Source organism: Dietzia timorensis, from assembly GCF_001659785.1.
In the GTDB taxonomy this organism is placed as follows: domain Bacteria; phylum Actinomycetota; class Actinomycetes; order Mycobacteriales; family Mycobacteriaceae; genus Dietzia; species Dietzia timorensis.
Map to the genome: position 1 here is coordinate 3,132,174 of NZ_CP015961.1, position 24,493 is coordinate 3,156,666.

General features: G+C 64.3%; 19 protein-coding genes and 1 pseudogene. 11 read left to right on the plus strand and 9 right to left on the minus strand.

Annotated features, from left to right (window positions below; all coding sequences use genetic code 11):
• The 3 genes from BJL86_RS14485 to BJL86_RS16860 all read right to left on the minus strand — a co-directional run bounded on the left by BJL86_RS14485 (nt 1) and on the right by BJL86_RS16860 (nt 2,320).
• Nucleotides 1-1,167 (minus strand): glutathione-independent formaldehyde dehydrogenase, encoded by a 1,167-nt coding sequence (locus BJL86_RS14485; RefSeq protein WP_067474192.1) that lies wholly within the window; start codon nt 1,165-1,167, stop codon nt 1-3.
• Between the two features lie 338 nt (nt 1,168-1,505).
• On the minus strand, nt 1,506-1,679 hold the full coding sequence (locus BJL86_RS17290; RefSeq protein ID WP_156515298.1) for a hypothetical protein: 174 nt from the start codon (nt 1,677-1,679) through the stop codon (nt 1,506-1,508).
• A gap of 410 nt (nt 1,680-2,089) precedes the next feature.
• On the minus strand, nt 2,090-2,320 hold the full coding sequence (locus tag BJL86_RS16860) for a hypothetical protein (protein WP_082908476.1): 231 nt from the start codon (nt 2,318-2,320) through the stop codon (nt 2,090-2,092).
• Between the two features lie 68 nt (nt 2,321-2,388).
• On the opposite strand from BJL86_RS16860, the pseudogene BJL86_RS14500 reads away from it, so the two are divergent.
• Nucleotides 2,389-2,820: pseudogene (locus tag BJL86_RS14500) on the plus strand (recombinase family protein); the annotation flags it as partial.
• On the opposite strand, the gene BJL86_RS14505 reads toward BJL86_RS14500, so the two are convergent.
• Together BJL86_RS14505 and BJL86_RS14510 are read right to left on the minus strand one after the other, a co-directional pair.
• On the minus strand, nt 2,784-3,605 hold the full coding sequence (locus BJL86_RS14505; RefSeq protein ID WP_067474198.1) for an SDR family oxidoreductase: 822 nt from the start codon (nt 3,603-3,605) through the stop codon (nt 2,784-2,786). The pseudogene BJL86_RS14500 and the gene BJL86_RS14505 sit on opposite strands and share 37 nt — an antisense overlap.
• Nucleotides 3,598-3,933 (minus strand): thiamine-binding protein, encoded by a 336-nt coding sequence (locus BJL86_RS14510; protein WP_067474201.1) that lies wholly within the window; start codon nt 3,931-3,933, stop codon nt 3,598-3,600. The genes BJL86_RS14505 and BJL86_RS14510 overlap by 8 nt, the downstream gene beginning before the upstream one ends.
• A gap of 391 nt (nt 3,934-4,324) precedes the next feature.
• Here BJL86_RS14510 and BJL86_RS14515 point away from each other — a divergent pair, with 391 nt between their 5' ends.
• The gene (locus BJL86_RS14515; protein ID WP_075845060.1) at nt 4,325-7,819 is read left to right on the plus strand and encodes a heterodisulfide reductase-related iron-sulfur binding cluster; all 3,495 of its coding nucleotides are present in this window, start codon (nt 4,325-4,327) and stop codon (nt 7,817-7,819) included.
• 599 nt (nt 7,820-8,418) lie between these two features.
• Here BJL86_RS14515 and BJL86_RS14520 read toward each other — a convergent pair.
• Entirely contained in the window at nt 8,419-10,257 is a 1,839-nt protein-coding gene (locus BJL86_RS14520; protein WP_075845061.1) for a flavin-containing monooxygenase, read from the minus strand.
• A 67-nt stretch (nt 10,258-10,324) separates the two neighbouring features.
• Here BJL86_RS14520 and BJL86_RS14525 point away from each other — a divergent pair, with 67 nt between their 5' ends.
• The 7 genes from BJL86_RS14525 to BJL86_RS14560 all read left to right on the plus strand — a co-directional run bounded on the left by BJL86_RS14525 (nt 10,325) and on the right by BJL86_RS14560 (nt 20,681).
• Nucleotides 10,325-11,392, plus strand: a complete 1,068-nt coding sequence (locus BJL86_RS14525; RefSeq protein WP_067477447.1) for a GAF domain-containing protein — start codon at nt 10,325-10,327, stop codon at nt 11,390-11,392.
• Nucleotides 11,393-11,458: 66 nt separating this feature from the next.
• Nucleotides 11,459-12,457 carry an IS481 family transposase gene (locus tag BJL86_RS14530; protein ID WP_083657680.1) on the plus strand — a complete coding sequence of 333 codons (999 nt, stop codon included), beginning with the start codon at nt 11,459-11,461 and terminating at the stop codon, nt 12,455-12,457.
• A gap of 144 nt (nt 12,458-12,601) precedes the next feature.
• Nucleotides 12,602-15,232, plus strand: coding sequence for a YhgE/Pip domain-containing protein (locus BJL86_RS14535; protein WP_231887286.1), 2,631 nt, complete (start codon nt 12,602-12,604; stop codon nt 15,230-15,232).
• Nucleotides 15,229-17,415 carry a YhgE/Pip domain-containing protein gene (locus BJL86_RS14540; RefSeq protein WP_067477441.1) on the plus strand — a complete coding sequence of 729 codons (2,187 nt, stop codon included), beginning with the start codon at nt 15,229-15,231 and terminating at the stop codon, nt 17,413-17,415. Before BJL86_RS14535 ends, BJL86_RS14540 begins: the two co-directional genes overlap by 4 nt.
• A 98-nt stretch (nt 17,416-17,513) precedes the next feature.
• Nucleotides 17,514-18,776: a pyridoxal phosphate-dependent aminotransferase gene (locus tag BJL86_RS14545; protein WP_067477467.1), complete on the plus strand. Its 1,263-nt coding sequence runs from the start codon at nt 17,514-17,516 to the stop codon at nt 18,774-18,776.
• A gap of 105 nt (nt 18,777-18,881) precedes the next feature.
• Nucleotides 18,882-20,047, plus strand: a protein-coding gene (locus BJL86_RS14555) for an IS3 family transposase (RefSeq protein WP_156515427.1) whose coding sequence is annotated in 2 segments (ribosomal slippage) — nt 18,882-19,166 and nt 19,169-20,047 — 1,164 coding nt in all. Because the reading frame shifts where the segments join, the coding sequence is not laid out codon by codon here.
• A gap of 52 nt (nt 20,048-20,099) precedes the next feature.
• Nucleotides 20,100-20,681 (plus strand): hypothetical protein, encoded by a 582-nt coding sequence (locus BJL86_RS14560; RefSeq protein WP_231887284.1) that lies wholly within the window; start codon nt 20,100-20,102, stop codon nt 20,679-20,681.
• 120 nt (nt 20,682-20,801) lie between these two features.
• Here the strand turns inward: BJL86_RS14560 and BJL86_RS14565 are convergent, their stop codons facing one another.
• Nucleotides 20,802-21,812 carry a TauD/TfdA dioxygenase family protein gene (locus BJL86_RS14565; RefSeq protein WP_082908690.1) on the minus strand — a complete coding sequence of 337 codons (1,011 nt, stop codon included), beginning with the start codon at nt 21,810-21,812 and terminating at the stop codon, nt 20,802-20,804.
• Nucleotides 21,813-22,049: 237 nt separating this feature from the next.
• Entirely contained in the window at nt 22,050-22,652 is a 603-nt protein-coding gene (locus BJL86_RS14570; RefSeq protein ID WP_156515426.1) for a TetR/AcrR family transcriptional regulator, read from the minus strand.
• A gap of 38 nt (nt 22,653-22,690) precedes the next feature.
• Between BJL86_RS14570 and BJL86_RS14575 the strand changes: the two genes are divergently transcribed.
• Together BJL86_RS14575 and BJL86_RS14580 are read left to right on the plus strand one after the other, a co-directional pair.
• Nucleotides 22,691-23,404 (plus strand): ABC transporter ATP-binding protein, encoded by a 714-nt coding sequence (locus BJL86_RS14575; protein ID WP_067477432.1) that lies wholly within the window; start codon nt 22,691-22,693, stop codon nt 23,402-23,404.
• On the plus strand, nt 23,401-24,138 hold the full coding sequence (locus tag BJL86_RS14580; protein ID WP_067477429.1) for an ABC transporter permease: 738 nt from the start codon (nt 23,401-23,403) through the stop codon (nt 24,136-24,138). Before BJL86_RS14575 ends, BJL86_RS14580 begins: the two co-directional genes overlap by 4 nt.
• Before the next feature lie 22 nt (nt 24,139-24,160).
• Here BJL86_RS14580 and BJL86_RS14585 read toward each other — a convergent pair whose 3' ends face one another.
• A complete protein-coding gene (locus tag BJL86_RS14585) occupies nt 24,161-24,457 on the minus strand; it encodes a ribbon-helix-helix domain-containing protein (RefSeq protein WP_067477426.1) in 297 nt (98 codons plus the stop codon).
• Nucleotides 24,458-24,493: the final 36 nt, after the last annotated feature.

The window sequence follows — 24,493 nt, forward strand, 5'->3', positions numbered from 1 at the left end:
TCAGTTTTCCTTCTTTCCGTTTGACATGCCGGGCTTGATGAGGACCTTGGTCCAACCCTTGGACCTGGCGTCGAAGTTCTTGTAGGCGTCGGCGGCTTGGTCCAGCGAGATTTCGTGGGAGACGATCCAGGAAGGGGTCGCCTTGCCGGCCGCGATCAGGTCCCGGAGCTGGCGGTTGTACCGCTTGACCGGGGCTTGACCGTTGCCCATGGTCTGCCCCTTGAACCAGTGGGTGCCGAAGTCGATGGCCGCCTTGCCCTGCTTGGCCAATTCGCTCTTGGCCCCCGGGTCCTGGGGGACGAACACGCCAACGGTGCCGATTCGTCCGGTGAAGCGCACCGCGTTGATGAGCATGTTCAGCGTGGCGGCGGTGTCCTCGTTGCCCTGAGGATCATGGGCCTGGTAGCCCACGCACTCGCAACCACGGTCAGCTCCGAGCCCCATCGTCTCGTCCAGCACCACCTGCACGGGGTCGACCTTGGAGTCGTCGATGGCAATCGCACCGATCTGCTCGGCCAGCGCGAGCCGGTCAGGGTGGCGATCGACCACCATCACCTTCGCTGCGCCCTTAATCGTCGCGGACAGGGCAGCCATCAGCCCCACCGGTCCGGCCCCGGCGATCACAACGCTGTCGCCCGGCATCACGCCGGCCATCTCGGTGGCGTGGTAACCGGTGGGGAAGATGTCGGAGAGCATGACGTAATCGTTCTCCCTCTCCTGCGCATCCTCACCCAGGCGCAGCGCGTTGTGGTCACCGAAAGGCACGCGGAGCAGCTCCGCTTGGCCACCGCCGTACGGGCCCATGTCCGCAAATCCATATGCCGCACCAGCGGCGGACGGGTCAGGCTGCGTGGTCAGGCAGTAATTCGTGAGACCGCGCTCGCAGTTCTTGCAGAACCCGCACGAGATGTTGAAGGGCAGCACGACCCGGTCTCCCACCTTGACCTTCTCCACGCCCTGACCGACCTCCACCACCTCCCCCATATTCTCGTGGCCGAACGTGCGGCCCTGCTCGAAGGAGGTCCGGCCCTCATACATGTGCAGATCCGAGCCGCAGATATTGGTCGTTGTCACCTTGACCAGCACATCGTTGGGACGTTCGATCTTCGCGTCCGGGACGTTCTTCGTGCTGACCTGACGGGGTCCCTCGTACACCACTGCTTTCATGTCTACTCCGATCCGATTGTGTTGCTCGATGTCGTTCTGGCAAGGCCTCTCCGACGCCGACCCCATCGCCCGTCAGTGAACGCCCCCAGGAACCACGTGTCAAGGGGCTCGCCTTGAGTTGATGTGTAGCGATCAAGCCGGGATAGTGCCCGGGTCCGCTGCTCGATCCCAGGGCATACGCTCTGTTCACGCTTGCGGTGGTCGCGCCATTCGTCCTTGCGCTCGTTATCATCGTGACGTTGACAGCGGTTCTGATGATGAGCCGGTACCGCAAAGAGGTAAGCGTCACGACCGTGGTCGTCAGCGCGGCCCTGTGCCAACCAACGCGGCTGTGCGAATCAGCGGCGAGTTGCGCGCCGCTTGCGCTGTATGGGCAGGAAGCCGAGCGCCAGTGGAACAATGACTTCGAGGGCGCAGACGATGGCGATGATCGGGGTACTCATACGGCCGATCGCCCCATGGATAGTGCGTCGTGGGTAGCGGAACGATGCGCCGACTTTTTCGGCGATCACGAGGCGGCTCCGCCGTAGACGATCGTTTGCGGCAGGGCTACCAGACGTCGGTCCGGTCCGAGATTCGCTGGCATGCGCCCTGCCATATCCAGCACCGCAGCTTGTCGCCGTCGATCGTCACCTGGACGCCCACGGCGTCGGCCGTCCATCGCTTCGCCTGGACGACGCACCGCACGTTCGTATCCCCGAACTGTAGCCAGGCGTAACCCCATATCGTCGTCTGCTCGGGAACGATCGTGAGGGGCTGCGCGTGTAGTCGCAGCTGGAGCGAGTCGAGGGTGCGCAGCGGTCCACGCTTGCGCGCCTCGCGTAGCTCTCGCTCTTCACCCCTCTGCGCAGGCAGGTGGGGGTAGCGCTTGTTCGTTCCCCCGGGTTCATCGTCGCGGGAACATCGGACGCTGCCGGGTGGTCTACTCGGCGTTGTCCTTCGGCTTGCCAGGTCGGGGCCAGGGCCAGGCGTCGACGACGGCCCACAGCTCGGACGCCGAGCGCGACACGACCGTGTGCGGCCGGCCTTCGGCCACCACGGCGTCGAGGAACCATGAGGCGTCGCGCAGCGCGTCGGTGTAGCCGGAATGGCCGCGGGCGACTGCTCCCATGATCGCGGCGATCTTCTGGGCCTGGCGCACGGTGATCTGCACCGGGAGGTCGTCGCCCTCGTGAGCCCCATTGACCGTGCGCTGGAACGCCTCGGGAGACGTCTCGGCAGCACGACGCCCTCGACTCCATCTGCGTGAAGGTCTTCGAGGAGAAGGTCAGCGGCAAGCTCGCTGTCGATGCCCGTCCGGGGCTCCGCGAGGCGATCGAGTACATGAGGGACGGCGACATGCTCACGGTCCAGGAGGTCGACCGGCTCGGTGGCAATCTCCTGGAAGGGCTCATCGTCCTGACCGATCTGTTCGAGCGCGGCATCGCCGTGAAGGTACTAGAGGGCATTGCGACCGGCGAGCACACCGAGCGGTCGCTGATCCTCGACCTCGCGCTCGCATTGGCCGAGGGTCGCCGTCGCGACATCGTCCGCGAGACGAGGAACGGGCTGGAGGCAGCGCGGAAGCGCGGCAAGGTCGGTGGGCGGGTGCGGGGCGCGGCGCCCGCTCGAAGGGGCTACCCGTCCTCGGCCGCCCGCACAGCTGCCTGGTAGCGCCGCATTCCGGAAATCCAGCGCTGAGTGTCGCCGGCGCGGCCCTGCCACATGTCCCGGACCTCCGGGTGCGGGAGGACGAGGAACTCGCCGGCCGCGACAGCCGCGAGGGTCTGGCGTGCGACGTCATCGGAAGAAAGCACCGCACCCGCGGAGGTGACGGCCCGGATGGCGGCGCGCGCCCGCGGGTCCGCCGACGCCGCGCCGTCTCGGACCAGCGCGGTGTCCACGCCCATCGGACACAAGCAGGTCACACCGACGCCGGCGTCGCCGTACGTCACCGACAACCACTCGGCGAAGGCCACCGCGGCGTGCTTGGTCGCGGAGTACACGGCCGCCCCGACCTGCGTGAGCAGCCCCGCCGCCGAGGCCGTGGAGACGAAATGCCCGGACCCGCGCTCGGCCCAGCCGGGCACGAGGAGCCGCGCGGCGCGAACGTGCGCGTAGAAGTTCACGTCCATCCCGGTCGCCCACTCGTCCTCGCTGCCGATGTCGGCCCCGCCCATCACGCCCGCGTTGGCGAAATACATGTCCACCGGGCCGAACTCGGCCTCGGCCAACTCGATGGACCGCGCGATGACGTCGGAGTCGCTCACGTCCCCGGCCACCGCGAGCACGCCGGGCGGCGGACCGGGGATTTCGGCCCGGTCCACGGCCACGACTCGCGCGCCGTGAACGGCGAGCTGCGTTACCAGCGCCGCCCCGATCCCGCTGGCCGCGCCCGTGACGATCGCGACCTTCCCGTGGAAGTGGCCTGCGACGTCATCTTGCGGTGACTTATCCATCGGTGCGCCCTCCCGCGTCGCGAACAGGGGACTCGAGGCGAGCATCGACCCGCTCGACCTTGCCGGTGAGCTCGCCTGTGTGGCCGGGGCGCAGGTCGGCCTTGAGGACGAGCGAGACCCGCGGAGAAACGGCGAGCACTGCGTCCGTGGCGGCCTTGATCACGGCCATTGCCTCGTCCCATTCGCCTTCGATGGTGGTGAACATCGAGGTGGTTTCGTGCGGCAGCCCGGAGGCGCGCACGACGCGGATGGCCTCGGCGACGGCGGCGCTCATCGAGCCGTCCGGATCGGGCGCGGTGGCGGGGGCGATGGAGAACGCGAACAGCATGGGCCCAGAGTAGTTGAGAACATCCTCGGCAAGCGTGAAATCACAGCGCGAATCGTGAGAATATCCTCAACTAATTCGGCCGAATCTCGCCCCACAAGCCGCCCGGGATCGGCCGATTCCCCCTGTGTGGCACCCCCCACCCCCGATTGGCCGTAAGTCCTGCTCAAAGTATGGATACCCTACCGATGAGTTATAAATTTCGGTGCCCGTAACCTACGGTAAAGAAAGACAATTCTGCGCGGGGCCGTCCTGCCCACTAGGGGGTCCACGGCGGAGAAGGCTTGGAAATTGCCATAGGTACCACTCAGGTATCGCAGCGAAGCCCATCCTTCTTCGCCACCGGGAATCCCCGGCGGCCGCGCCGAGAGAGCTACGAAAGGCCGCTGCCCTTATGTCACCGGTGACTATCACCCTCGGCACTATCGGGGCCATCGTCAGTTTGTTCTGTTGGTGGTCCTTCCTTAGCGGTGCGTTCCGAATGGTCAACACCATTCGGCTTGGCCAGAAGGACGGCTACAACCGTTGGCTGCCCTTCTTCCCGCGCCTCGCCACGTTGATCAAGGAATTCATCGCGCATACGCGCATGATCAGGATCCGTTCGGTGGGCATCTTCCACTGGATGGTGATGATCGGCTTCCTCCTCGGCGCGATCGTCTGGTTCGAGGCCTACATCCAGACGTTCAACCCGCATGCGGGCTGGCCGTGGTTGTCCAACCTGGCGATCTACCACTTCATCGACGAGCTCCTCGGTCTCGGCACCGTGGTCGGCATCCTCGTCCTCATCGGAATTCGCCAGAAGAACAACCCGAACCGCGGCTCGGGCATCTCGCGCTTCACCGGTTCGGACATGCGCGCCGCGTACTTCGTCGAGGCGGTCGTCCTCCTCGAGGGCCTGGGCATGGTGTTCGTCAAGGCGGGCAAGCTCTCGCTGCAGGCCGCCGAGGGTGACCACTTCCACTGGGCCACCGACTTCGTCACCGGTCCGCTGTCGCAGATCCTCCCGGCCAACGAGTTGATGGTCTCGATCTTCGCGCTCATCAAGCTGCTCTCGGGCATGGTGTGGCTGTACATCGTCGGCCGCAACATCACCTGGGGCGTCGCCTGGCACCGCTTCTCCGCGTTCTTCAATATCTATACGAAGCGCGATCCCAAGGGAGGCACGGCTCTCGGCGCCGTCAAGCCGATGACCCAGAACGGCGAAGCCCTCACCATGGAGAAGGTCGAGGAGATGTCCGAGGAGGAAGACGCTCCGGAGCCACAGCTCGGCGTCGGCGCGATCGAGGACTTCTCGTGGAAGGGCTGGCTCGACTTCACCACCTGTACCGAGTGTGGCCGCTGCCAGTCGCAGTGCCCGGCGTGGAACACGGCCAAGCCGCTCTCGCCGAAGCTGCTCATCATGTCGCTGCGCGACCACGGTTACGCGAAGGCACCGTACCTGCTCGCCGGCGGTAAGCAGGAGATGGGCGAAGAGGTCGGCCTCGTCGATTCCGAGGGCAACCCGGACTCCGCGAAGCTCTCCGCGATCCCCGAGGCCGCGCGCATCGAAGCGCAGCGTCCCCTCGTCGGCGAAACCATCGAGGGTGACGTCGCCGCTTCCGGAATTATCGACCCCGAGGCGCTGTGGGCCTGCACCAACTGCGGTGCGTGCGTCGAGCAGTGCCCGGTCGATATCGAGCACGTCGACCACATCGTCGACATGCGCCGCTACCAGGTACTCCTGGAGTCGGACTTCCCGTCCGAGCTCGCGGGCCTGTTCAAGAACCTCGAGAACAAGGGCAACCCGTGGGGCCAGAACCAGAGTGCGCGCCTGGACTGGACCAAGGCGCTCGACTTCGACGTGCCGGTCATCGGCCAGGACGTCGAGGACCTCGGCGACACCGAGTACCTGTTCTGGGTCGGCTGTGCCGGCGCCTTCGAGGACCGTGCGAAGAAGACGACGCAGGCCGTCGCCACGCTGCTCCACTCGGCGGGCGTGTCCTACGCGGTGCTCGGCCAGGGCGAGACCTGTACCGGTGACTCCGCCCGCCGCGCGGGCAACGAGTTCCTGTTCCAGATGCTCGCGCAGCAGAACATCGAGACCATCAACGACGCGTTCGACGGTGTCGCGGAGCCCGACCGCAAGGTCGTCGTCACCTGCCCGCACTGCCTCAATGCGCTGAAGAACGAGTACGGGCCGTTCGGCGGCAAGTACAAGGTCGTCCACCACACGCAGCTGCTCAACCGCCTCGTGCGGGAGAAGCGCCTCGTGCCGGTGTCGCCGATGGGCCAGGACGTCACCTACCACGACCCCTGCTTCCTCGGTCGCCACAACCAGGTCTACGAGCCCCCGCGCGAGCTCATCGACGGCGCGGGTGCGAAGCTCCGCGAGATGCCGCGCCACGGGCAGCGCTCGATGTGCTGTGGCGCCGGCGGCGCGCGCATGTGGATGGAAGAGACCATCGGCAAGCGCATCAACATCGACCGTGTTGACGAGGCACTGTCGACCGATCCGCAGAAGATCGCCACGGGCTGCCCGTTCTGCCGCGTCATGCTCACTGACGGCACGACGGCGCAGACCGACGGCACCGAGCAAGAGGGCCAGGTCGAGGTGGTCGACGTCTCGCAGATGCTCGTCGAATCCATCACGCGTGACGGCGAACTTCCTGATCCCCATGCGGTCTCCTGGCTCGACTCCCGTGGCCCGGGCGTGCCGACGAAGGCAGAGCTCGAGGCTGCGGAGAACGAGAAGAAGAAGGCCGAGGAGGACAAGGCCGCTGCGGCGAAGGCCAAGGAGGCCGAGAAGCAGCCGAAGGCCGAGGACTCCGACGCTGCGGAAGCCTCCGAAGCCGAGGCCGATTCGGATAAGTCCGGTTCGACTGCGGGCAAGGCTGCGGCTGGCGCGGCGGCCGGCGCCGCTGCCGGTGGCGGACTCGCCCTTGGCGGCAAGGCCGCGGCTCCGGGTGGCTCGAAGGCGCCTGCTCCGGGCGGAGCTAAGAAGGAAGAGTCCTCGTCGGACAAGGCCCCGGCTTCCGCGTCGAAGGGCGCGCCGAAGTCGGGTGGGCTCTCGCTCGGCGGCAAGGCCGCAGCTCCCGGCGGGGCGAAAGCTTCCGCTCCGGGCGGAGCGAAGAAGGAGACCCCGGCGGACGCCTCCGAGACGGGGGATTCGGAGTCCAAGGTCGACTCGGCTCAGTCCGAAAAGGCCGATGGCGACGAGGGCACCCCGGCGGCAGAAGCGCCGAAGTCCGGCGCCCCGAAGGCCGGCGGCGGGCTTGCGCTGGGCGGCAAGGCCAAGGCTCCGGGCGCATCCAGCGCGCCAGCGCCGGGCGCCTCGAAGGAGTCCGAGACCACCGAGGACAACTCCGCTTCCGAGGCGAACGTACCGGCCAAGTCGGACGCTGAGCAGGAATCGGCCGAGTCCACATCGAGTGAGTCCACCGAATCCGCTACGTCCGAGGACGCCCCGAAGGCCGAGGCTCCCGCCCATATGGGCGGAGCACCCAAGGCCGGAAGTGGCGGACTCTCGCTCGGAGGCAAGAGCGCGGGCGCACGGAAGTCGTCGGGCATCAAGATCGGCGGAGCCGCCGTCGGCGCCGGTGCGGCCGGCGTGGCAGCGGCCAGCGCGTCCGATTCGTCCGAATCCGAGAAGTCGGACGACGACGAAGCGGTCGCAGAGACCGAGTCCACCGAGGCAGAATCCACCGGGACCGAGGCCCCCAAGGCAGAAGAGTCGGCCAGCGAGGCTTCCACCGAGGAGACGCAGGCTGACGAGGCTTCCACCCAGGATTCGGCCAACGAGGAATCCGAAGGCTCCGCCGAGTCGGCTCCGGCCGAAGAACCTTCCACCGAGAAGAAGTCTTCCGGCAACAAGGCCAAGAAGGCCGGCGGCTACGGGCTCTCGCTCGGGTAAACCGGCCCGCCGCTAATGAATCGGCCCGCGATCAGTTGTTCTGATCGCGGGCCGATTCTCATTTCTGGCGATGATCAACCTCAACGCTGTGCACCAACGTTGGGTCATTCTGGAGCACGACTCACTGCGCCCCTACCCTCCGTGGGGCAACGATTCGATTCGAGTTACCACTGGCATCCCGCCCGGAGCTCATCCCCGAGGAATTCTGGCCTCCTGGCCATTAGCTATGCACTGGACCCGCGGGCCGAAGCGCACGAGTCTTCTCGGATTCTTCTGGATCGACAGTGTTGACATTTCCCATTCCAATGCCACCGCAGTGGAAGGTGCACTGATCACCGCCGAGCGACACCAGCGATCGAGTCAATACCGTGTTCACGCGGGACACCACGGCCCCAACTGGGCGTTACCTCGTCCATAGCCAGGCGCTCGTACCTGTCGACTAATTCCTCGTACGAAAGATGGGCGCCAGGCGAAACACCGCGCCCGGCCGATTTCACGTAGGCGAGCCTGCGTGAAATCGGCCGGACATGTCGTTTTCGCAACGCTCACGCCCGCGGCCGAATCAACCTCACCACGCGAAGACACACCCTGGCCGAAGATCACTCCGTGTGGTGCACCTCCTGCAACCCGTACACCGGCGTCGAAATTCCCTCCATCCGAGCCTTGAGCTGCAGCGTCAAATACTTCGAGTAGTGCCGCGACTGGTGCAGGTTGCCGCCGTGGATCCACAGCTGCTCGACATTCGTCGGCTTCCACATGTTTCGCAGCTCCCCTTCCCAAGGTCCCGGGTCGCGTTTCGTGTCCGAGCCGAAGCCCCACACCTTGCCCACGCGGTCGGCAACCTCGGGCGACACGATGTCGGTGAGCCACTGGTTCATCGAGCCATAGCCGGTCGCGTACACGATGAGATCCGCCGGCAGCCGCGTCCCATCAGCCAACACGACCGCGTCGGATTCGATGTGGTCGACCTGGCCGCTTGCCAGCGCGACCTCGCCGTCGATGAGCAGCTGGCTCGCCCCGACATCGATGTAGTATCCCGACCCCCGACGCAGGTACTTCACGAACAGACCCGATCCGTCTTCGCCGAAGTCGAGATCGAATCCCACATCCCGCAACTGCTGGTAGAACTCGGCGTCGCGCTCGGCCATCGCGTCGTATACCGGCTTCTGCGCGTCCGGCAGCAACGCATACGGCCACGAGGCGAACAGCATGTCCGCCTTCTCGGTGGTGACGCCGTTCGCCAACGCCTCCTCGGAATACAGCGGCCCCAGCCCGAGGTCCATGAGCGATTCGCTGCGCGAGATGTGCGTCGAGGACCGCTGCACCATCGTCACCTCCGCGCCCTTCTGCCACAGCGTCGCGCAAATGTCGTGCGCCGAATTGTTCGAGCCGATCACCACCGCGCGCGTGCCCTCGTAATCCTCCTCCCCGGTGAACTCCGAGGAGTGACACTGCTGACCCGCGAACGAATCCGCCCCGGGGAACGACGGCGTGTTCGGGTACCCCGACACCCCGAGCGCGAACACGAGCTGGGTCGGCCGCAGCTCGACGTCCTCGCCGCGACGGTTGACGCGCACCTTCCACGTCCCAGCGGCCTCATCGAACTCCGCGCCCACGCATTCGGTGCCGGACCAGTAGTTGAGTTCCATGATGTCGGCGTAGTGCTCGAGCCAGTCGCCAACCTTGTCCTTGGACGGGAACACCGGCCAGTCGTCGGGGAACGGCAGGTACGGCATGTGGTCGTACCACACCGGATCGTGCAGGTGGAGGGACTTATAGCGCTTGCGCCACGAGTCCCCGGCGCGCTCGTTGCGCTCGACGACAATCGTCGGCACGTCCGCCCGCTTAAGCCGCGCGGCGAGCCCGATGCCGCCCTGCCCGCCGCCGATGATCACCACGTACGGCTGCTCCGAATACCCCAGCGTCTCCTCGGCTTCGCGCCGCCGCTCGAGCCACGTCTTCCGCTCGCGGGTGATCACGTGATCGACGCCCTTATCGCGCGCCCGACCCTTGCGCTCCTCGAATCCCTTGAGCTCCTGCATCGTCGTGAGCAGCGTCCACGCCTTGCCCTCGCGCAGGCGCAGGTGTGCCCACCCGCGCGCCACGTCCGTCTCGAACGTTAGCCACCCATCTATGACGCCGGAGTCCGCATTTGCAGGGTCGTCCCGTCGCCAGTTCCTCGGACGAACGTCCGCGAGACGGGACGTGAGCATGTCGCGGATGTCGTCGCGCCCCTCCATGGTCTTGAGATTCCAGGTGAACGCAACGAAGTCGCGCCAGAATCCGTCGGCCTCGAAGAGCTCGGCGGCACGTCCGACGTCATTCGCGGAAAGCGCGGAGTCGAATTCCGCGAGCCACGAGTCGATGGCCTTGTCGGCCCCGGACCGGGGGTCGCCGGAGTCCGCGGCTTCGGTGGGGTTGATCTTGGTGTCGGTCATGTCCGCTCCTTCGCGTCTATACTGCCGGTTATGACGTAGCTCACACTGTGGACCCGAGGGGGTGGCAATGTCGTTGCATCCGGACCTGCGTTTCGCGGAGCCCGAGGTGTTCGCGCGCCGCACGATCTCCGCGCACGAGGAGGCGCTCGCAGGAGGCCGGCCGGTCGATCTCGACCCGCGGGTCCTGCACGCGTGGAGACGCAGCGGGGATGCCGGGATTTCGCCGGAGCAGGAGCTTCCCGCGCATTTCCTCGGCGCGCCCGAGCTCGAGCGGGCACGCACGTGCACTCCGTTGCGGGCGGTCGCGGACGATCTCGTGGCCTCGCTGGCAGACACCTCGACGGCCGGCCGGCACCTCGTCGTGCTCACCGATGCGCAGGGCTCGTTGTTATGGAGATCCGGCTCTCCGGAGGCGTTGCGCCGCGCGGATTCGATCGCGTTCGCCGAGGGCGCGGACTGGTCGGAAGGCGGGATCGGCGCCAACGGGATCTCGCTGGCCCTCGACTCCGGGCGGCTCTCCCACGCCACGGCCGGCGAGCACTTCGTTCGCTCCCACCATGGGTGGACATGCACGGCGGCGCCGATCCGCGATCGGGCGGGGTCCATCGTCGGGGTGCTCGATGTGTCGCTGCCCGTGCGCTTCGCAACGACCGAGGTGGCGTCCCTGGTGCGCTGCGGCGCCCGGCTGGCAGAGACGCTGCTCGCCCAACTTTCGCCACCGCCTGCAGCGCCGGACACCGAGGCCGTCTCGAACCCGATCCGCCGGATCCGTCTGCTCGGCTGGCGACCGGCGGTCGTCCGCACCGATGGCACGGAGTTACTGCTCAGCGAGAGGCGTGCGGAATTACTGGCCTTGCTCGCTTCGCGGGAGGCATGGTCTGCGCGCGCTCTTGCCGAGGAGCTGTACGGCGATGCGGCCGCGACTACGACCGTTCGGGGCGAGATCAAACGCCTGCGTCAGCAGAGCGGCCTCGCCATCGACTCACAGCCGTATGCCCTTCACCCGGATGAGAGGGCATGCGTCGATTTCCTACATGTTGCCGAGCCCGAAGAGCTACTGCCGGACTCCGAGGTCCCTGCGCTAGTTGTGATGTCCAGGGAGGTTGTACCGCTGCTCGGTGGTGAGTCGGGGTGACAAGGGAAGACCTCCGGTAGTGGAGTGGAGCTGTCTAGTTCACCGCTTCAGGTCCCGGAGGTCTTCATGTCCCACGCTAACGCTGTCTTGACGCCACGCACACGATTGCGGCTGGCGAAGTTGGTCGTCGAGGACCATTGGACGTATTCAGCGGTGGCGAAAATGTTTATGGTCGCGCCGCGCACAGCGAAGAAGTGGGCTGATAGATACCGGGCCGAAGGCGCCTCGGGAATGGCCGATCGCAGCTCGCGTCCTCGCCGTAGCCCGGGCAAGACACCGCAGTCGGTCGTGCGTCGGATCGTGGCGTTGCGCTGGCGCAAGCGGCTCGGACCGGTCCAGATCGCTGGCCGGCTCGGCGTGCCTGCCTCGACCGTGCATGCGGTGCTGGCGCGGTGCCGGATCAACCGACTCACCTACATCGACCGTGTCACTGGGGAGCCGCTGCGCCGTTACGAGCACCCGTATCCGGGCTCAATGATCCACGTCGACGTCACCAAGTTCGGCAACATCCCCGACGGCGGCGGGCACAAGTTCGTCGGTCGCAAGCAGGGCCAGCAGAATTCGCTAGCAACAGCGCATCGAACGGGCGAGCGTGGGAAGGATTACCGCCCCCGAATCGGCACCGCCTACGTCCACACGGTCATCGATGACCACTCCCGGGTCGCCTACGCCGAGATCTGCTCTGATGAGAAGGCCGAGACCGCGATCGGGGTCCTGCGCCGAGCGACAGCATGGTTCGCCGAACGAGGCGTTGTGGTCGAACGAGTTCTTTCCGACAACGGCTCGTGTTACCGCGCCCATACCTGGCGAGATGCATGTGCTGACCTAGGTATCAAGCACAAGCGAACACGTCCCTACCGGCCACAGACCAACGGCAAGATCGAGCGTTTCCACCGCACCTTGTCCGACGGCTGGGCCTACGCCCAGTTCTACGCGTCAACTGCACAGCGCAACGCAGCCCTGCCTGAGTGGATGCACTTCTACAATCATCACCGAGCACATTCCGCTATAGGAGGCCAGGCCCCAGTCACCCGACTGACCAACCTCCCTGGACATCACAGCTAGTCGACCTGCGCTACGGAATATGACGGGCGGTGCTTTCGAATTGTGATGACATACCCGATTCCCGAACACCACGGGGCCTAACGAGACGTGCTCAGACCGTCGCTCACCCAACGTGAATGATAGCGTCCAGGTGTGAAAACTACGTTGAGCATCGTCACTCGTGACGCTCTTCGTCTGTGGCGGACCAAGAAAGTCTGGGTAATTGTCCTCGGAGTCATGATCACTCCGGCGTTTTACGCTTGGGTCAACATTGCCGCGTTCTGGGACCCGTACGGCAATACAGAGAACATAAGTGTCGCCGTAGTGAATGAGGACCGAGGTGCCGGCTCGGAGTTGACCGGGGACCTGGACGTTGGCGCCCAAATGGTTGATCAGTTGAAACAGAATGATCAGCTCGGCTGGCAGTTCATGGACGCAGATGCCGCGAAAAACGCCGTGAATAGCGGCGATGTATTCGCCAGCGTCACCGTACCGACTAGTTTCTCCGCCGATGTCCTCAGCATTTTCCAGGGACAATATTCTCAACCGACACTTCACTATGAGGTCAACGAGAAGACGAGTGCCATCGGTCCGAAAATCACGGATCAGGGCGCTACAGGCATCGAGAATCAAATCAATTCCGCGTTCAAGGAACAAGTGTCGAATGCGGTTACGGCCGAGTTGCGTAGTTCGGGTGGCGAGCTATCAACGACGCTCGACAACGCCAGCGATAACGCCGCCAACAGTCTGACCGAAACCGCGGAGTCTCTCCGCTCGGCACAAGCCGATATCAAAGCTGCGCAGAAGAGCGTAAACAGCGCGGGACCCACGATCGACGCGACCAAGGAGGCGTTGGAATCCGTCGACAAGACGCTCGGCGACGCCGAAAGTGCATTGCGCCAGGTCCAATATATTACCGGGGAAGTTCAGAGGCAGACGGCAGCCGTTTCCGACTCGGTGAACGCCGCATATTTTCAGGGCTCCTCCAGTTTGGGCGACGCGGTGACGTCCGCGATGAACGCCGTGTCCTCTGTGACCGGGGATCTGGAGAGCGCAGGCTCTGGTATCGACGACGCACTTGGTGGAGCGTCGGGGGTTGTGGACCAAAGCGATCGTGCCATCGATCAGTTGCAACAACTACTAGACGGCGGCGGAGGCACGACGGAGGCCGCTGCACCTCTCACCGACGCTCTCAACGGTCTACGTGAACGTAACGCCACGAATCGCCAGCTCGTCACTGACCTCACCGGGCTGAAGGATGCTGCCTCGGACACTGCGGGTACCGTGACCGCAGCGGCGAACGCACTAGAAAATGCGACGCTGGCGACTCGCGATTCCTCAGACGGCCTGCGTTCTTCCGTCGGAGAGACGCTGCCCATCCTCAATTCCGCAATCAACGAGCTCAACGCCAGCGCAGGGGGATACTCCTCCGCGCTCGCTTCTCAGCAGACCTTGGTCCGCGAGTCGATTGGTTTGCTCGACGGTACCGGCCGGCAACTTACCGCGGCCAATGGCGTTCTCGACAGCTTTATCGGTGACCTTTCGGGTATCGAGGATGGCCTGCGCACAGCACAGTCGGACATACTTCTATTAGACGCGGCGTCCGGTGACGGCGCCCTGGACACCGTTTCAAACCTGGACTCCGAAGGTATCTCACAGTTCTTCGCGTCTCCCGCCGAGGTGGAAAGCCACCCTGTCTTCCCCGTATCAAGCTACGGCTCGGGAATGGCCGCCTTGTTCACCAATCTCGCTCTGTGGGTCGGATCGTTTATGCTGGTCGTACTTTTTCGGACCGAGGTGGACACAGCAGGTCTGAAACGAGCGTCGATCACCCAAGCCTATTCCGCGCGTTTCCTGCTCCTTGCGATCATCGCGGTGGGGCAGGCATTGGTCGTCTCGATCGGTAACCTCGTCCTCGATGTCCAGACAGTGAATCCCGTTGTTTTCGTTGCGACCTGCGCTCTGATCGGCCTCGCTTACTTGAGCATCGTGTTCGCTCTGGTCACGGCGTTTGGGCACATCGGCAGGGGAATCGCGGTGGTTCTGGCCTTTATCCAAATCCCCGGCGCGTCCGGGATATATCCCATCGAAATGGTTCCCGACTTCTTCCGAGACATCTTTCCTTTCCTCCCGTTCACGTACGGGATCGGCGCCCTTCGCGAAACAATCGGCGGCTTCTACGGCACTCATTACTGGCACGATATGGGCTTGCTTGCGGGGATGGCTGTAGCTGCATTCGTATTCGGCACTCTTTTCCGTCGTGGTCTTTCACACGTCAAGATGTTGGTGCACACTCAACTCGCCGACGGCGGCTTGGTGGTACACGAAAAAGTTGAGTTGACGGGTAGTAAGTACCCCTTGCCGGATATCATCCACGCGCTCCGGGACCGCGACGACTTTCGCGAGGAAGTCGACCGTCGGTGGAAGCCTCTGCGTGATCACTTTCCGGCCCTGCTGAGATCAGCCATTCTCTTCGGGGTGGTCGGGGTGGTCATCCTCGCCTTCGTCGCCCGCTGGCTTCCGGAACAAAAGGCGATCTTGTTCGGCCTGGTTTGCCTTTGGATTCTGGTTACCACGGCTTTCGTGTCGATCCTGGAGTACGCGCGGCACAGTTTCGCGCGCGCGCAGCAGCTGGCCGACCTACCCGAGGACGAGCTTCGCCGCGCAGTCACTTCGACCGGAACCGCTGAAGAGGTCACCTACACGGAAGAGGAATCCTCCACGAACAGCAAACAACGCTCCTCCGAACGGGCGAGCACGAACCGAAGTGACGACAGTACCGGCGGCGACTCATGAAAAATATCCTGAGCATTATCGGGCAGGACTTTCGTTCGGCCCGGAACAGTGTCATGACCGCCGTCGTCATATTCGGTCTCACCATCGTTCCGTTGCTGTTCTCCTCATTCAACGTCCTCGCGAGCTGGGACCCGTTCAGCAATACGGACGACCTCAAGATTGCCGTGGCGAGTACAGACGAGGGTTACGAGAGCGATCTGCTCAAGCTTCGTGTGAACCTGGGCGACCAGGTGCTTTCCGAATTGAGCATGAACGACCAGATCGATTGGGTTATCACCGGAGAAGACGATGCGATCGAGGGGACGGAATCCGGTGAGTACTATGCCTCCATCGTGCTTCCGCCCACTTTCAGCGCTGACCTTCTGACGTTCTATGTCGAAGGAACCGATCCGACGAAGCTGGCGCTGTATACGAACGAGAAGAAGAACGCCCTCTCGACGACAATCACGTCCCAGGGAGCGGACGGCGTGATCGATCAGATCAATTCGACGTTCACCCAGACCGTCAGCAACGTGGGTTTCGGATTGTTGACCTCGCTCGAGGACTTCTTGGAAAGCGACGACGTCAAAGACACTATTGACCGAATCGAGTCGAGGATCGGGGACACCGCCTCGCAGTTACACTCCGGCGCACAGACGGCACGGGCGTTCAACGGCCTCATCGAATCCAGCCTTCCGCTGGTGGAGGGCGCCGGAAACATCGTCAACGCCGCCGGCGAACAATTGGACGATCCAACCACCGATATCGGAAACGGCTCGAGCGCAACCGAGAATCTCAAGTCGACATTGCGGGACACAGCGGCGTCCCTGGGGACCGGGCTACGCGCGACGAGCGAAAGCTACGAAACGGTGGGGACGCGAATCGACGAGCTCCTGGGTAGCGCCGACACCACCAGTACGAGCGCAGCGCAGACCTACGACACCCTCGCCCAAAGAGTGCAACAGCAAGCCGATGCACTCCGAAACCTACGCACCACACTCGATCAAGGAATCGGAGCGCAGCTCCCGGACCAGGCCGGACCCGGATACGACCGCGTGATGACGCGCCTCGACTCGGCAGTGGACAAGAGCCAGAATCTCCACGATGATTTTGCTCAATCCGCGAGGGACATCCGTTCGAGCAACGCATCGGCGCAGGACGTTCGCCAGGGGACGACCGCTGCAATTGCAGAGGCAAAGAACGCGGTCAACGACGCCGTGACCTCGTACCAGGAGAACCTCAGACCACAGCTCACGGAACTCGGCTCGTCCTTGCAGACGTTGGGAGACGATGTCACCTCGGTAAAGGAGGATCTCGGGAGGGTCGGATCATCGATCGCCGACTCGCCCGCCTCGCTGTCGGGCTCCCTCGGTCGAGCGAGCGAGACCACCCGGGCTCTGGCGGACCGATTGGATTTACGCGCCGACCGGCTCACCGACCTGCAAGGCGAGGTTCGTATGGCGGGGGAGACAGGCGATCTCTCCAGAATTTCCGACCTCATCGGCTCGGACCCGGAAGCGCTGGCCGCAGAAATCGCCTCGCCGGTAGCAGTAGACCGACAAGCGGTCTATCCGGTGACTAGCTTCGGCGCCGGAATGGCGCCGCTATACACGGTCCTCGCGCTGTGGATCGGTGCGCTTCTCGCGGCGGTAATGCTCAACACCGGAATCGCCCCCGGGACCACCCGGGCCAGAGGATATACACGTTCACAGGCGTACCTCGGCAGGTTCGGGCTCTTCGCATTTATCGGCTTGACCCAGAGCACACTGGCGATCCTCGGACTGCTCGCTTTCGTCGAAATCGATGCTGTGCACCCGTTCTTTCTCTTCATCTGTGGCTGGACGACCTCACTGGTCTTCATGGTCACCACGTACACGCTAGTGCTGACATTCGGGAGTGTCGGCAAAGCCTTGTCAGTACTGCTCCTGGTTTTCCAAGTGTCCGGTGCAGGCGGTTCATACCCCCTGCAGCTATTACCTCCGTGGGCTGAGAAGCTCAGCCCCTGGCTTCCCGCGACCCACGCAATAAACGCCATGAGGGCCGCGATCGCGGGCGTCTACCGCGCCGACATGTGGATCGAACTGGGCCTCCTATGCCTTTTCGTCATGCCGATTCTCTTCCTCGGGCTCGCCCTTCGCAGACTGTTCGAAGGCAACACCCAGAAAATGAGTGAGGCGATCGAATCGACCAAGGTCATGTCCTGAGTGCGCGGACACATGAGGGTCTGAAGCGAAGTGGCACTCCGGACGCAATCGCCGCTCGCTACGCCGGGAGCTAGCGGCAAGTGGCAGAATTGATGGGTATGGCACCGAATCGCGCGGAAATCAGCACGTTCAGCGGGCACATGCTGCGGACGTTGGACCAGTCGTCGAAGCTCAAGAACGTCCTGTACGAGATCCGCGGACCGGTGTCGGCGCGGGCCGCGCAGCTCGAGCAAGAGGGCTACCGCATTCTCAAACTCAACACGGGGAATCCGGGAGTCTTTAATTTCGAGGCGCCCGACGTAATTATGCGGGATATGATCGCCGCGCTCCCCCACTCGCAGGGCTATTCCGAGTCCAAGGGCATCCTGTCGGCCCGGCGCGCGGTCTACACGCGATACGAGCTGGAGCCGGACTTTCCGCATCTGTCGGTCGACGACATCTTCCTCGGCAACGGCGTGTCCGAGCTGATCACGATGGTCACGCAGGCGCTCATCGACAATGGCGACGAGATCCTCATCCCCGCACCGGATTATCCGTTGTGGACCGCGGCCACGACGCTCGCCGGCGGCAACGCGGTGCATTACCTGTGCGACGAGGCGAACGACTGGAACCCGGACATCGCCGACCTCGAGTCGAAGATCACCGATCGCACCAAGGCCCTTGTCATCATCAACCCGAACAATCCGACGGGCGCGGTGTACTCGCGCGAGGTGCTCGAGCAGATGGTCGAGCTCGCCCGCAAGCATTCGCTTCTACTTTTGTCGGACGAGATCTACGACCGGATTCTGTATGACGACGCACGCCACATCTCCACCGCGTCGCTCGCTCCCGACCTCCTCTGCCTGACGTTCAACGGGCTGTCGAAGACCTACCGGGTCGCGGGATATCGCGCCGGCTGGCTCGCGATCACCGGGCCGCAGGAGCACGCGCGCGGGTTCATCGAGGGCATCGAGCTGCTCGCCGGGACGCGGCTGTGCCCGAACGTGCCCGCACAGCACGCGATCCAGGTCGCGCTCGGCGGCTACCAGTCCATCGACGAGCTCATTCGTCCCGGCGGCCGCTTGCACACGCAACGCGATATCGCGTTCGACATGCTCAACGCCATGGACGGCGTCTCGTGCGTGAAAGCCAAGGCCGCGCTGTACGCGTTCCCGCGCCTGGACCCGAACGTCCACGAGATCCACGACGACCAGAAATTCGCCTACGACCTGCTCGAGCGCGAGCGGATCCTGCTCACGCAGGGAACCGGCTTCAACTGGCCGGATCCGGACCACTTCCGCGTGGTGACCCTTCCCGACGAGCGCACGCTCACCGACGCACTCGAGCGTCTCGGTAACTTCCTGGCGAGCTACCGGCAGTAGGCAGACCGAAGTAGCGAACCCCCGTTTTCGGCCCAAGGGACTGCCGCACGTTTAGGTGACATCTGATCTGGCTTGCCCATAGGGCGGCCTGGAAGGATGTGCACCATGCCCGCTCCCTACCCCCGAGAGTTCCGCGACGATGTCGTGCGGGTGGCCCGGTCCCGTGAGGACGGCGTCACTGTCGCGCAGATCGCGAAGGACTTCGGCGTCCATGAGATGACGCTCCACAAGTGGATCCGCCAAGCCGATATCGACGACGGCAACCGCCCCGGAAAGACCCGTGAGGACTCCACCGAGCTACGCGAGCTCCGTCGCCGGAACCGGCTACTCGAGCAAGAGAACGAAGTACTTCGCCGCGCGGCTGCCTACCTGTCCCAGGCGAACCTGCCGGGAAAAGGTGGTACCCGCTCGTAGAAGAGCTCGCCGCCGACGGAATCCCCGTCGCGGTGTCGCTGCGGGTCCTCAAGCTCTCACGCGCCCCGTTCTACCGCTGGCGTCGCCACAGCGTCACGGCCACAGAGCTGGTCGAGGCGCATCGGGCGAACGCGCTGTTCGATGCCCACCGCGATGATCCAGAATTCGGGCACCGGTTCCTGCGCGACGAAGCAGAAGCATCCGGGGAGCCGATGGCCGAGCGCACCGCCTGGCGGATCTGCCGCGATAACCGCTGGTGGTCGACGTTCGGCAAGAAGCGCGGTCGCGCCGGCAAGCAGCCGGGCCCGCCTGTGCACGATGACAAGGTGCGCCGCGATTTCACGGCGATCCAGGCCAACGAGCTATGGCTGACCGACATTTCCGAACATCCGACCAGTGAAGGAAAGCTGTACCTTTGCGCGGTCAAGGACGTGTTCTCCGGCCGGATCGTCGGGTACTCGATCGATTCCAGGATGAAGTCCCGCCTTGCGGTCAATGCCCTGGAAATGGCGGTCGCGCGCCGCGGGGACGTGGCCGGATGCGTGGTCCATTCGGACCGCGGGTCGCAATTTCGCTCACGAAAATACGTCGCCGCGATCCGCCGCCACTATCTGATCGGATCCATGGGCAGAGTCAGCGCGGCCGGCGATAACGCGGCGATGGAATCGTTCTTCGCCCTGCTGCAAAAGAACGTCCTCAACCGGAAGGCCTGGCGCACCCGAGACGAGCTACGGACCGCGATCATCACGTGGATCGAGCGGACTTACCACCGCAGGCGCCGACAAGCCCGACTGGGGCGATTGACCCCCATCGAATACGAGACGATCATGGCACCGAAGACCGCGCTCGCGGCCTAACCGCAAGTGTCACCTGACCGTGCAGCAGTCCCCAACGCGGTACGTTTCTTGAGTGGCTTCCCGATTCATCGCTTACGTAGATGAATCGTCCTCACTTCGTGGCGATAGCCACCAAGAATATATGGTTTGCGCTGCGGTGATCGAAGAGTGCCACGTCGTTCATACTCGCAACGTTCTTCGACCGCTGCTTCTACCCGGTCAAATAAAGCTACATTGGTCCGACGAGCGGCCAAGCAGGCATCGGAAGATCGTCGATGTTCTAGCGCAACTGGATTCAATGCTGCTTGTCGTCACTCATCGAAGTACACGAACGAAGAAGACAGAACGATTTCGCCGTAAGTGTCTCGAGAATTTATATTTCGAACTTTCGGGCTTGAGAGTTCGCAACGTCATTCTGGAAAGTCGTCAGAAGTCTCAAGATACTAAAGACATCGAACATATCGTGGCATTACAAGGCCGAGGGCTGGCCGATGGCATCAGGTTGAGCCATGCTCGAGGAGGCGATGACCCACTCCTGTGGATCCCCGACGCCGTGCTTGGCTCACTCAATTCATATCACCGCGGTCGCACTGAATATTGGGAGAAGCTTCAAGACAAGGTTGTCCTCCACGAGGCAACCAGCGATTCGTTGTGAAAACAAGCGAAGGCCCTGGGTCCAACCGTCCGGTTGGAATCCCAGGGCCTTCTTCCAAACCTGTCGTAACAGGTGGCGATAGGTTTAATTATAGCAGCACGATCGCTTTCACGCTCGCATCTACTCGGTGAGCACCGAGGCGTCGCCGCGGTAATCGCGCAGCGGCGGCGCGGTATCGATAACCGAATACTCCGACGCGTCCCCGCTGAGCACCGTCGAGGGCCGCCCGTCGACGCCGACCGGGATCGCCCCGGCGAGGGTGACGCGGTGGAGCTCGCGCCGATGCGAGCCGAAATCGGAGATCCCGTAGTGCTGGGTGGCCTGGTTATCCCAGATCGCCAGGTCGCCATGCTTCCAGTTCCAGCGGAAGGTGTTGTCCGGCTTCGTGATGCGCTCCTGGAAGATCCGGTAGAGCTCATCCGATTCGTAGGAGCGCAGGCCGGTGAACTTCTTCACGAACTGTCCGAGCAAAAGCGAACGCTCGCCGGTTTCCGGGCGCACATGCACCACCGGATGCTCGGTCTCGAACGGGATGCGCACGAACTCGTCGCGCGAGCCGAAATTGGTGTCCGTCGACCGCTGCCCCTGCGCGGCGTAGTCGTAGTCGTTGGAGTGGACGGCGCGCAGGTTATCGGCGAGCACGCGCAGCGGCTCGGGCAGCGCCTCGTACGCGGCCACTGTGTTCGCCCACACCGTGCCGCCCCCGTAAGGCGGCAGGATCTTCGGGCGCAGGATCGACGCCTTGGGCACCCGGTCAACGAAGGTTACGTCCGTGTGCCACGCGTTCGCGGCACCCTCGATCACGAGCCGATCGCGGCCCGTGGAATGCACCGTCGGGTGTGCCAGCGTCGGCGTGCCGAGGCGCTTCGCGAACGCGTACTGCGTCTCGTCGTCGACGTGATGCTGCCCCTCGAACACGACCACCTTGTACGTGGCCAGCGCCGTGCGAATCAGCTCGACCTCGTCCACCGAAAGATCCCCGGAGACGCGAATCCCCGAAATCCGCGCGCCGATATTCTTGCCGAGCCGGTGCACGGCGGGCGCCGCAGGAGCGGCCGGGCCGGTCTCCGGCCGAATGTTGTGGAACAGTTCGCCGAAGCTGTCGGGAATGATCTCGGTCGTCAACGTCATCGCGGTGTCCCCTTCACTCGAATCGGTTCCGCCACGGCGCTGCCGCGCGCCCGGTAGACCGATCTGTCTATCCGATGACGTCGATCAAACCACGCCCCAGGCGGATGGCCCCAGCCTTCGATCCACGCTGAACCTAAGCCGCGCAAACGAGTGTGCCGAGTCTCCTTATACTCACTTAGAGGGTTAAGTGAGTATAAGGATGCGCGCTGTACTCACCTCCGCGCACGCAAACCGCAGCTAGAACGAGCGCCGCAGCGGCACGACAAGCATGGGAGCGATGACGTCGGCCAACTGCGCTCGCGGCATCGACGCGAACGGCTCGAGCCGGAACACATAGCGGCTCATCAGCGTCCCCACGAGTACCGAGGCCACCGCCCCGCCGCGCACCCGAGCGCGCTCCCCGCCGAGGATCTCGGCGATCCGGCCAAGGAGCTCGGCGCTCATGAACTCCGCGATTGCCGATCGGGTCTGTTCGTCGTGCGCCGCCTGCCGGATGACGCCGAGCAGCGGCTCCCGAAAGGCCTCCTGGTCCCACATGTAGAGGAACGTGACGGCGATCTTGCGCGCGAAATCGCGGGGATTCGAGGTGTCCGCGTGCTGCAGGACCACGTCGAGGATCACCCGAGGCGAGACATCGATGGCCATCGCTTCCGCGAACAGCCCACGCTTGGAGCCGAAATGATAATTCACCATCGCGTGATCGACGCCGGCAATCTCGGCGATCGCGCGGGCGGAGGTTCGGTCGTACCCGCGGAGCATGAACTGCTCGCGAGCTGCGCCAAGAAGCGCGGTTCGCGTGCGCGAGGGCCCCTTGCGCCGACCTCTCGGAGAATTCACCACGGTGGAAATCGTACCCGTCCCGGGAGGACGCTGGGCGCATGGAGACGACACGAAATGTGGCACTGTCCGCCGCCGGCTTGTCCGTCCGGCGCGGCAAGAAGCAGGTCCTAAAGAATCTGGAGTTCGACGTCATCCGTGGATCCGTGACCGGCCTGCTCGGGCCTTCGGGTGGCGGAAAGACGACGCTAATGCGCGCGATCGTCGGCGTGCAGGCCGGGGTTATCGGGACGCTCACGGTGCTCGGCGAGCCGGCGGGGGCGCGGGCGCTGCGTTCGCGCATCGGCTACGTGACCCAGGCGGCGAGCGTGTACGAGGACCTCACCGTGACCGAGAATTTGCGGTTCTTCGCCAAGCTGCTCGGAGCGCCGCGCGCGCAGGTCGCGAGGGTGATCGAGCAGGTCGACCTAGCGAGCCACGCGGGCGAGCTCGCGCGGAACCTCTCCGGTGGGCAGCGCTCGCGGGTGAGCCTCGCGGCGGCGCTGCTCGGGAATCCGGAGCTGCTCGTGCTCGACGAGCCGACCGTGGGGCTCGACCCCGTGCTGCGCGTCGAGCTGTGGCGCCTGTTCGCCGAGCTCGCCGACGCGGGCACGACGATTATCGTCTCGAGCCACGTGATGGACGAGGCCGAGCACTGTTCCCGGCTCCTGTTGCTGCGCGAGGGCGAGTTGATCGCGGACTCCTCCCCCGAGGCGCTACTGCAGGAGACGCACACTACGGATGTCGAGTCCGCGTTCTTGGAGCTGGTCCGATGAGCATCCGAATCACCGGGGCCGTCGCCGCGCGCGTGCTCACGCAGGTGCGCCGCGACCCGCGCACGCTGGTCATGCTGCTCGCCGTACCCTCGCTGCTCATGGCACTGCTGTGGTGGCTGTATTCGGCGACGCCGATGAGCCTCTTCGGGCGCATCGCGCCGGCGCTTCTCGCGCTGCTGCCGTTCATCCTCATGTTCCTCGTGACCTCGGTGACGACGCTGCGCGAGCGCACCTCGGGCACCCTCGAACGCGCGCTCACCACGCCGATGGGCAAGCTCGATCTCGTGGCCGGCTACGGCCTCGCGTTCGGGCTCATCGCGCTGGTGCAAACCTCCATCGCGATCGCCGTGTCGACGACCTGGCTCGGCCTCGACCTCGCGGGCAGCGTGTGGCTGTTCACGCTCGTCGCCGTGCTCGACGCGTTCGCCGGCACCGCCCTCGGCCTGCTCGTGAGCGCGTTCGCGCGCACCGAGTTCCAGGCCGTGCAGTTCATGCCCGTGCTCATCGTGCCGCAGATCTTCCTGTGCGGGCTCCTCGTCCCGCGCGAGCAGCTGCCCGGGGCTCTCGAGGCGCTGTCGAATGTGCTGCCGCTGTCCTACGCCGCCCGGGCGATGAACACGTTGTCGACCTCGACGTCCGCCGACGGCGTCGGCCGCGATATCGCCGTGGTCGCCGGATTCATCGTCGTCTTCATCGCGCTCGGGGCCGCGACGCTTCGCCGCCGCACGCAGTAGGGACGAGATTACTCCGCAGCCATTAGTGTGACGCCAGGTATTGCTCCAGCGCTTCGCGAACGACCTCCCCGGGCCTACGACCTTGGTCCGATGCCACTTCGTCCAGTCTCGAGCGGGTCGCTGCGGACATGCGAAGATTGAAGCTCGGTGAGGTCCCGGCCGAAGAGAGCGAGGGTCGCCCGGCAGCGGTCCTCACGTCTTCGACGATTCGCTCCACGTCTTTCTCACTCAGCTCTTCACTCGCCGTCGCATCGCGAATCGTTGTTCCCTTGTGCGGCCGATACTCTTCCGGATCGAGTGCGGTTTTTCTATCCTTCATCTTCGTTCCTCGTTCGCGAATCGGCGCTTGCGCGCC

Bases quoted from the DNA above. Each gene is read 5' to 3' on its own strand.
- BJL86_RS14505 (WP_067474198.1), bottom strand. From the start codon at position 3,605: ATGGATAAGTCACCGCAAGATGACGTCGCAGGCCACTTCCACGGGAAG.
- BJL86_RS14565 (WP_082908690.1), bottom strand. From the start codon at position 21,812: ATGACGTTGACGACCGAGATCATTCCCGACAGCTTCGGCGAACTGTTC.
- BJL86_RS14485 (WP_067474192.1), bottom strand. From the start codon at position 1,167: ATGAAAGCAGTGGTGTACGAGGGACCCCGTCAGGTCAGCACGAAGAAC.
- BJL86_RS14585 (WP_067477426.1), bottom strand. From the start codon at position 24,457: ATGAAGGATAGAAAAACCGCACTCGATCCGGAAGAGTATCGGCCGCAC.
- BJL86_RS14515 (WP_075845060.1), top strand. From the start codon at position 4,325: ATGTCACCGGTGACTATCACCCTCGGCACTATCGGGGCCATCGTCAGT.
- BJL86_RS14525 (WP_067477447.1), top strand. From the start codon at position 10,325: ATGTCGTTGCATCCGGACCTGCGTTTCGCGGAGCCCGAGGTGTTCGCG.
- BJL86_RS14545 (WP_067477467.1), top strand. From the start codon at position 17,514: ATGGCACCGAATCGCGCGGAAATCAGCACGTTCAGCGGGCACATGCTG.
- BJL86_RS14510 (WP_067474201.1), bottom strand. From the start codon at position 3,933: ATGCTGTTCGCGTTCTCCATCGCCCCCGCCACCGCGCCCGATCCGGAC.
- BJL86_RS14530 (WP_083657680.1), top strand. From the start codon at position 11,459: ATGTCCCACGCTAACGCTGTCTTGACGCCACGCACACGATTGCGGCTG.
- BJL86_RS14520 (WP_075845061.1), bottom strand. From the start codon at position 10,257: ATGACCGACACCAAGATCAACCCCACCGAAGCCGCGGACTCCGGCGAC.
- BJL86_RS14540 (WP_067477441.1), top strand. From the start codon at position 15,229: ATGAAAAATATCCTGAGCATTATCGGGCAGGACTTTCGTTCGGCCCGG.
- BJL86_RS14575 (WP_067477432.1), top strand. From the start codon at position 22,691: ATGGAGACGACACGAAATGTGGCACTGTCCGCCGCCGGCTTGTCCGTC.
- BJL86_RS14580 (WP_067477429.1), top strand. From the start codon at position 23,401: ATGAGCATCCGAATCACCGGGGCCGTCGCCGCGCGCGTGCTCACGCAG.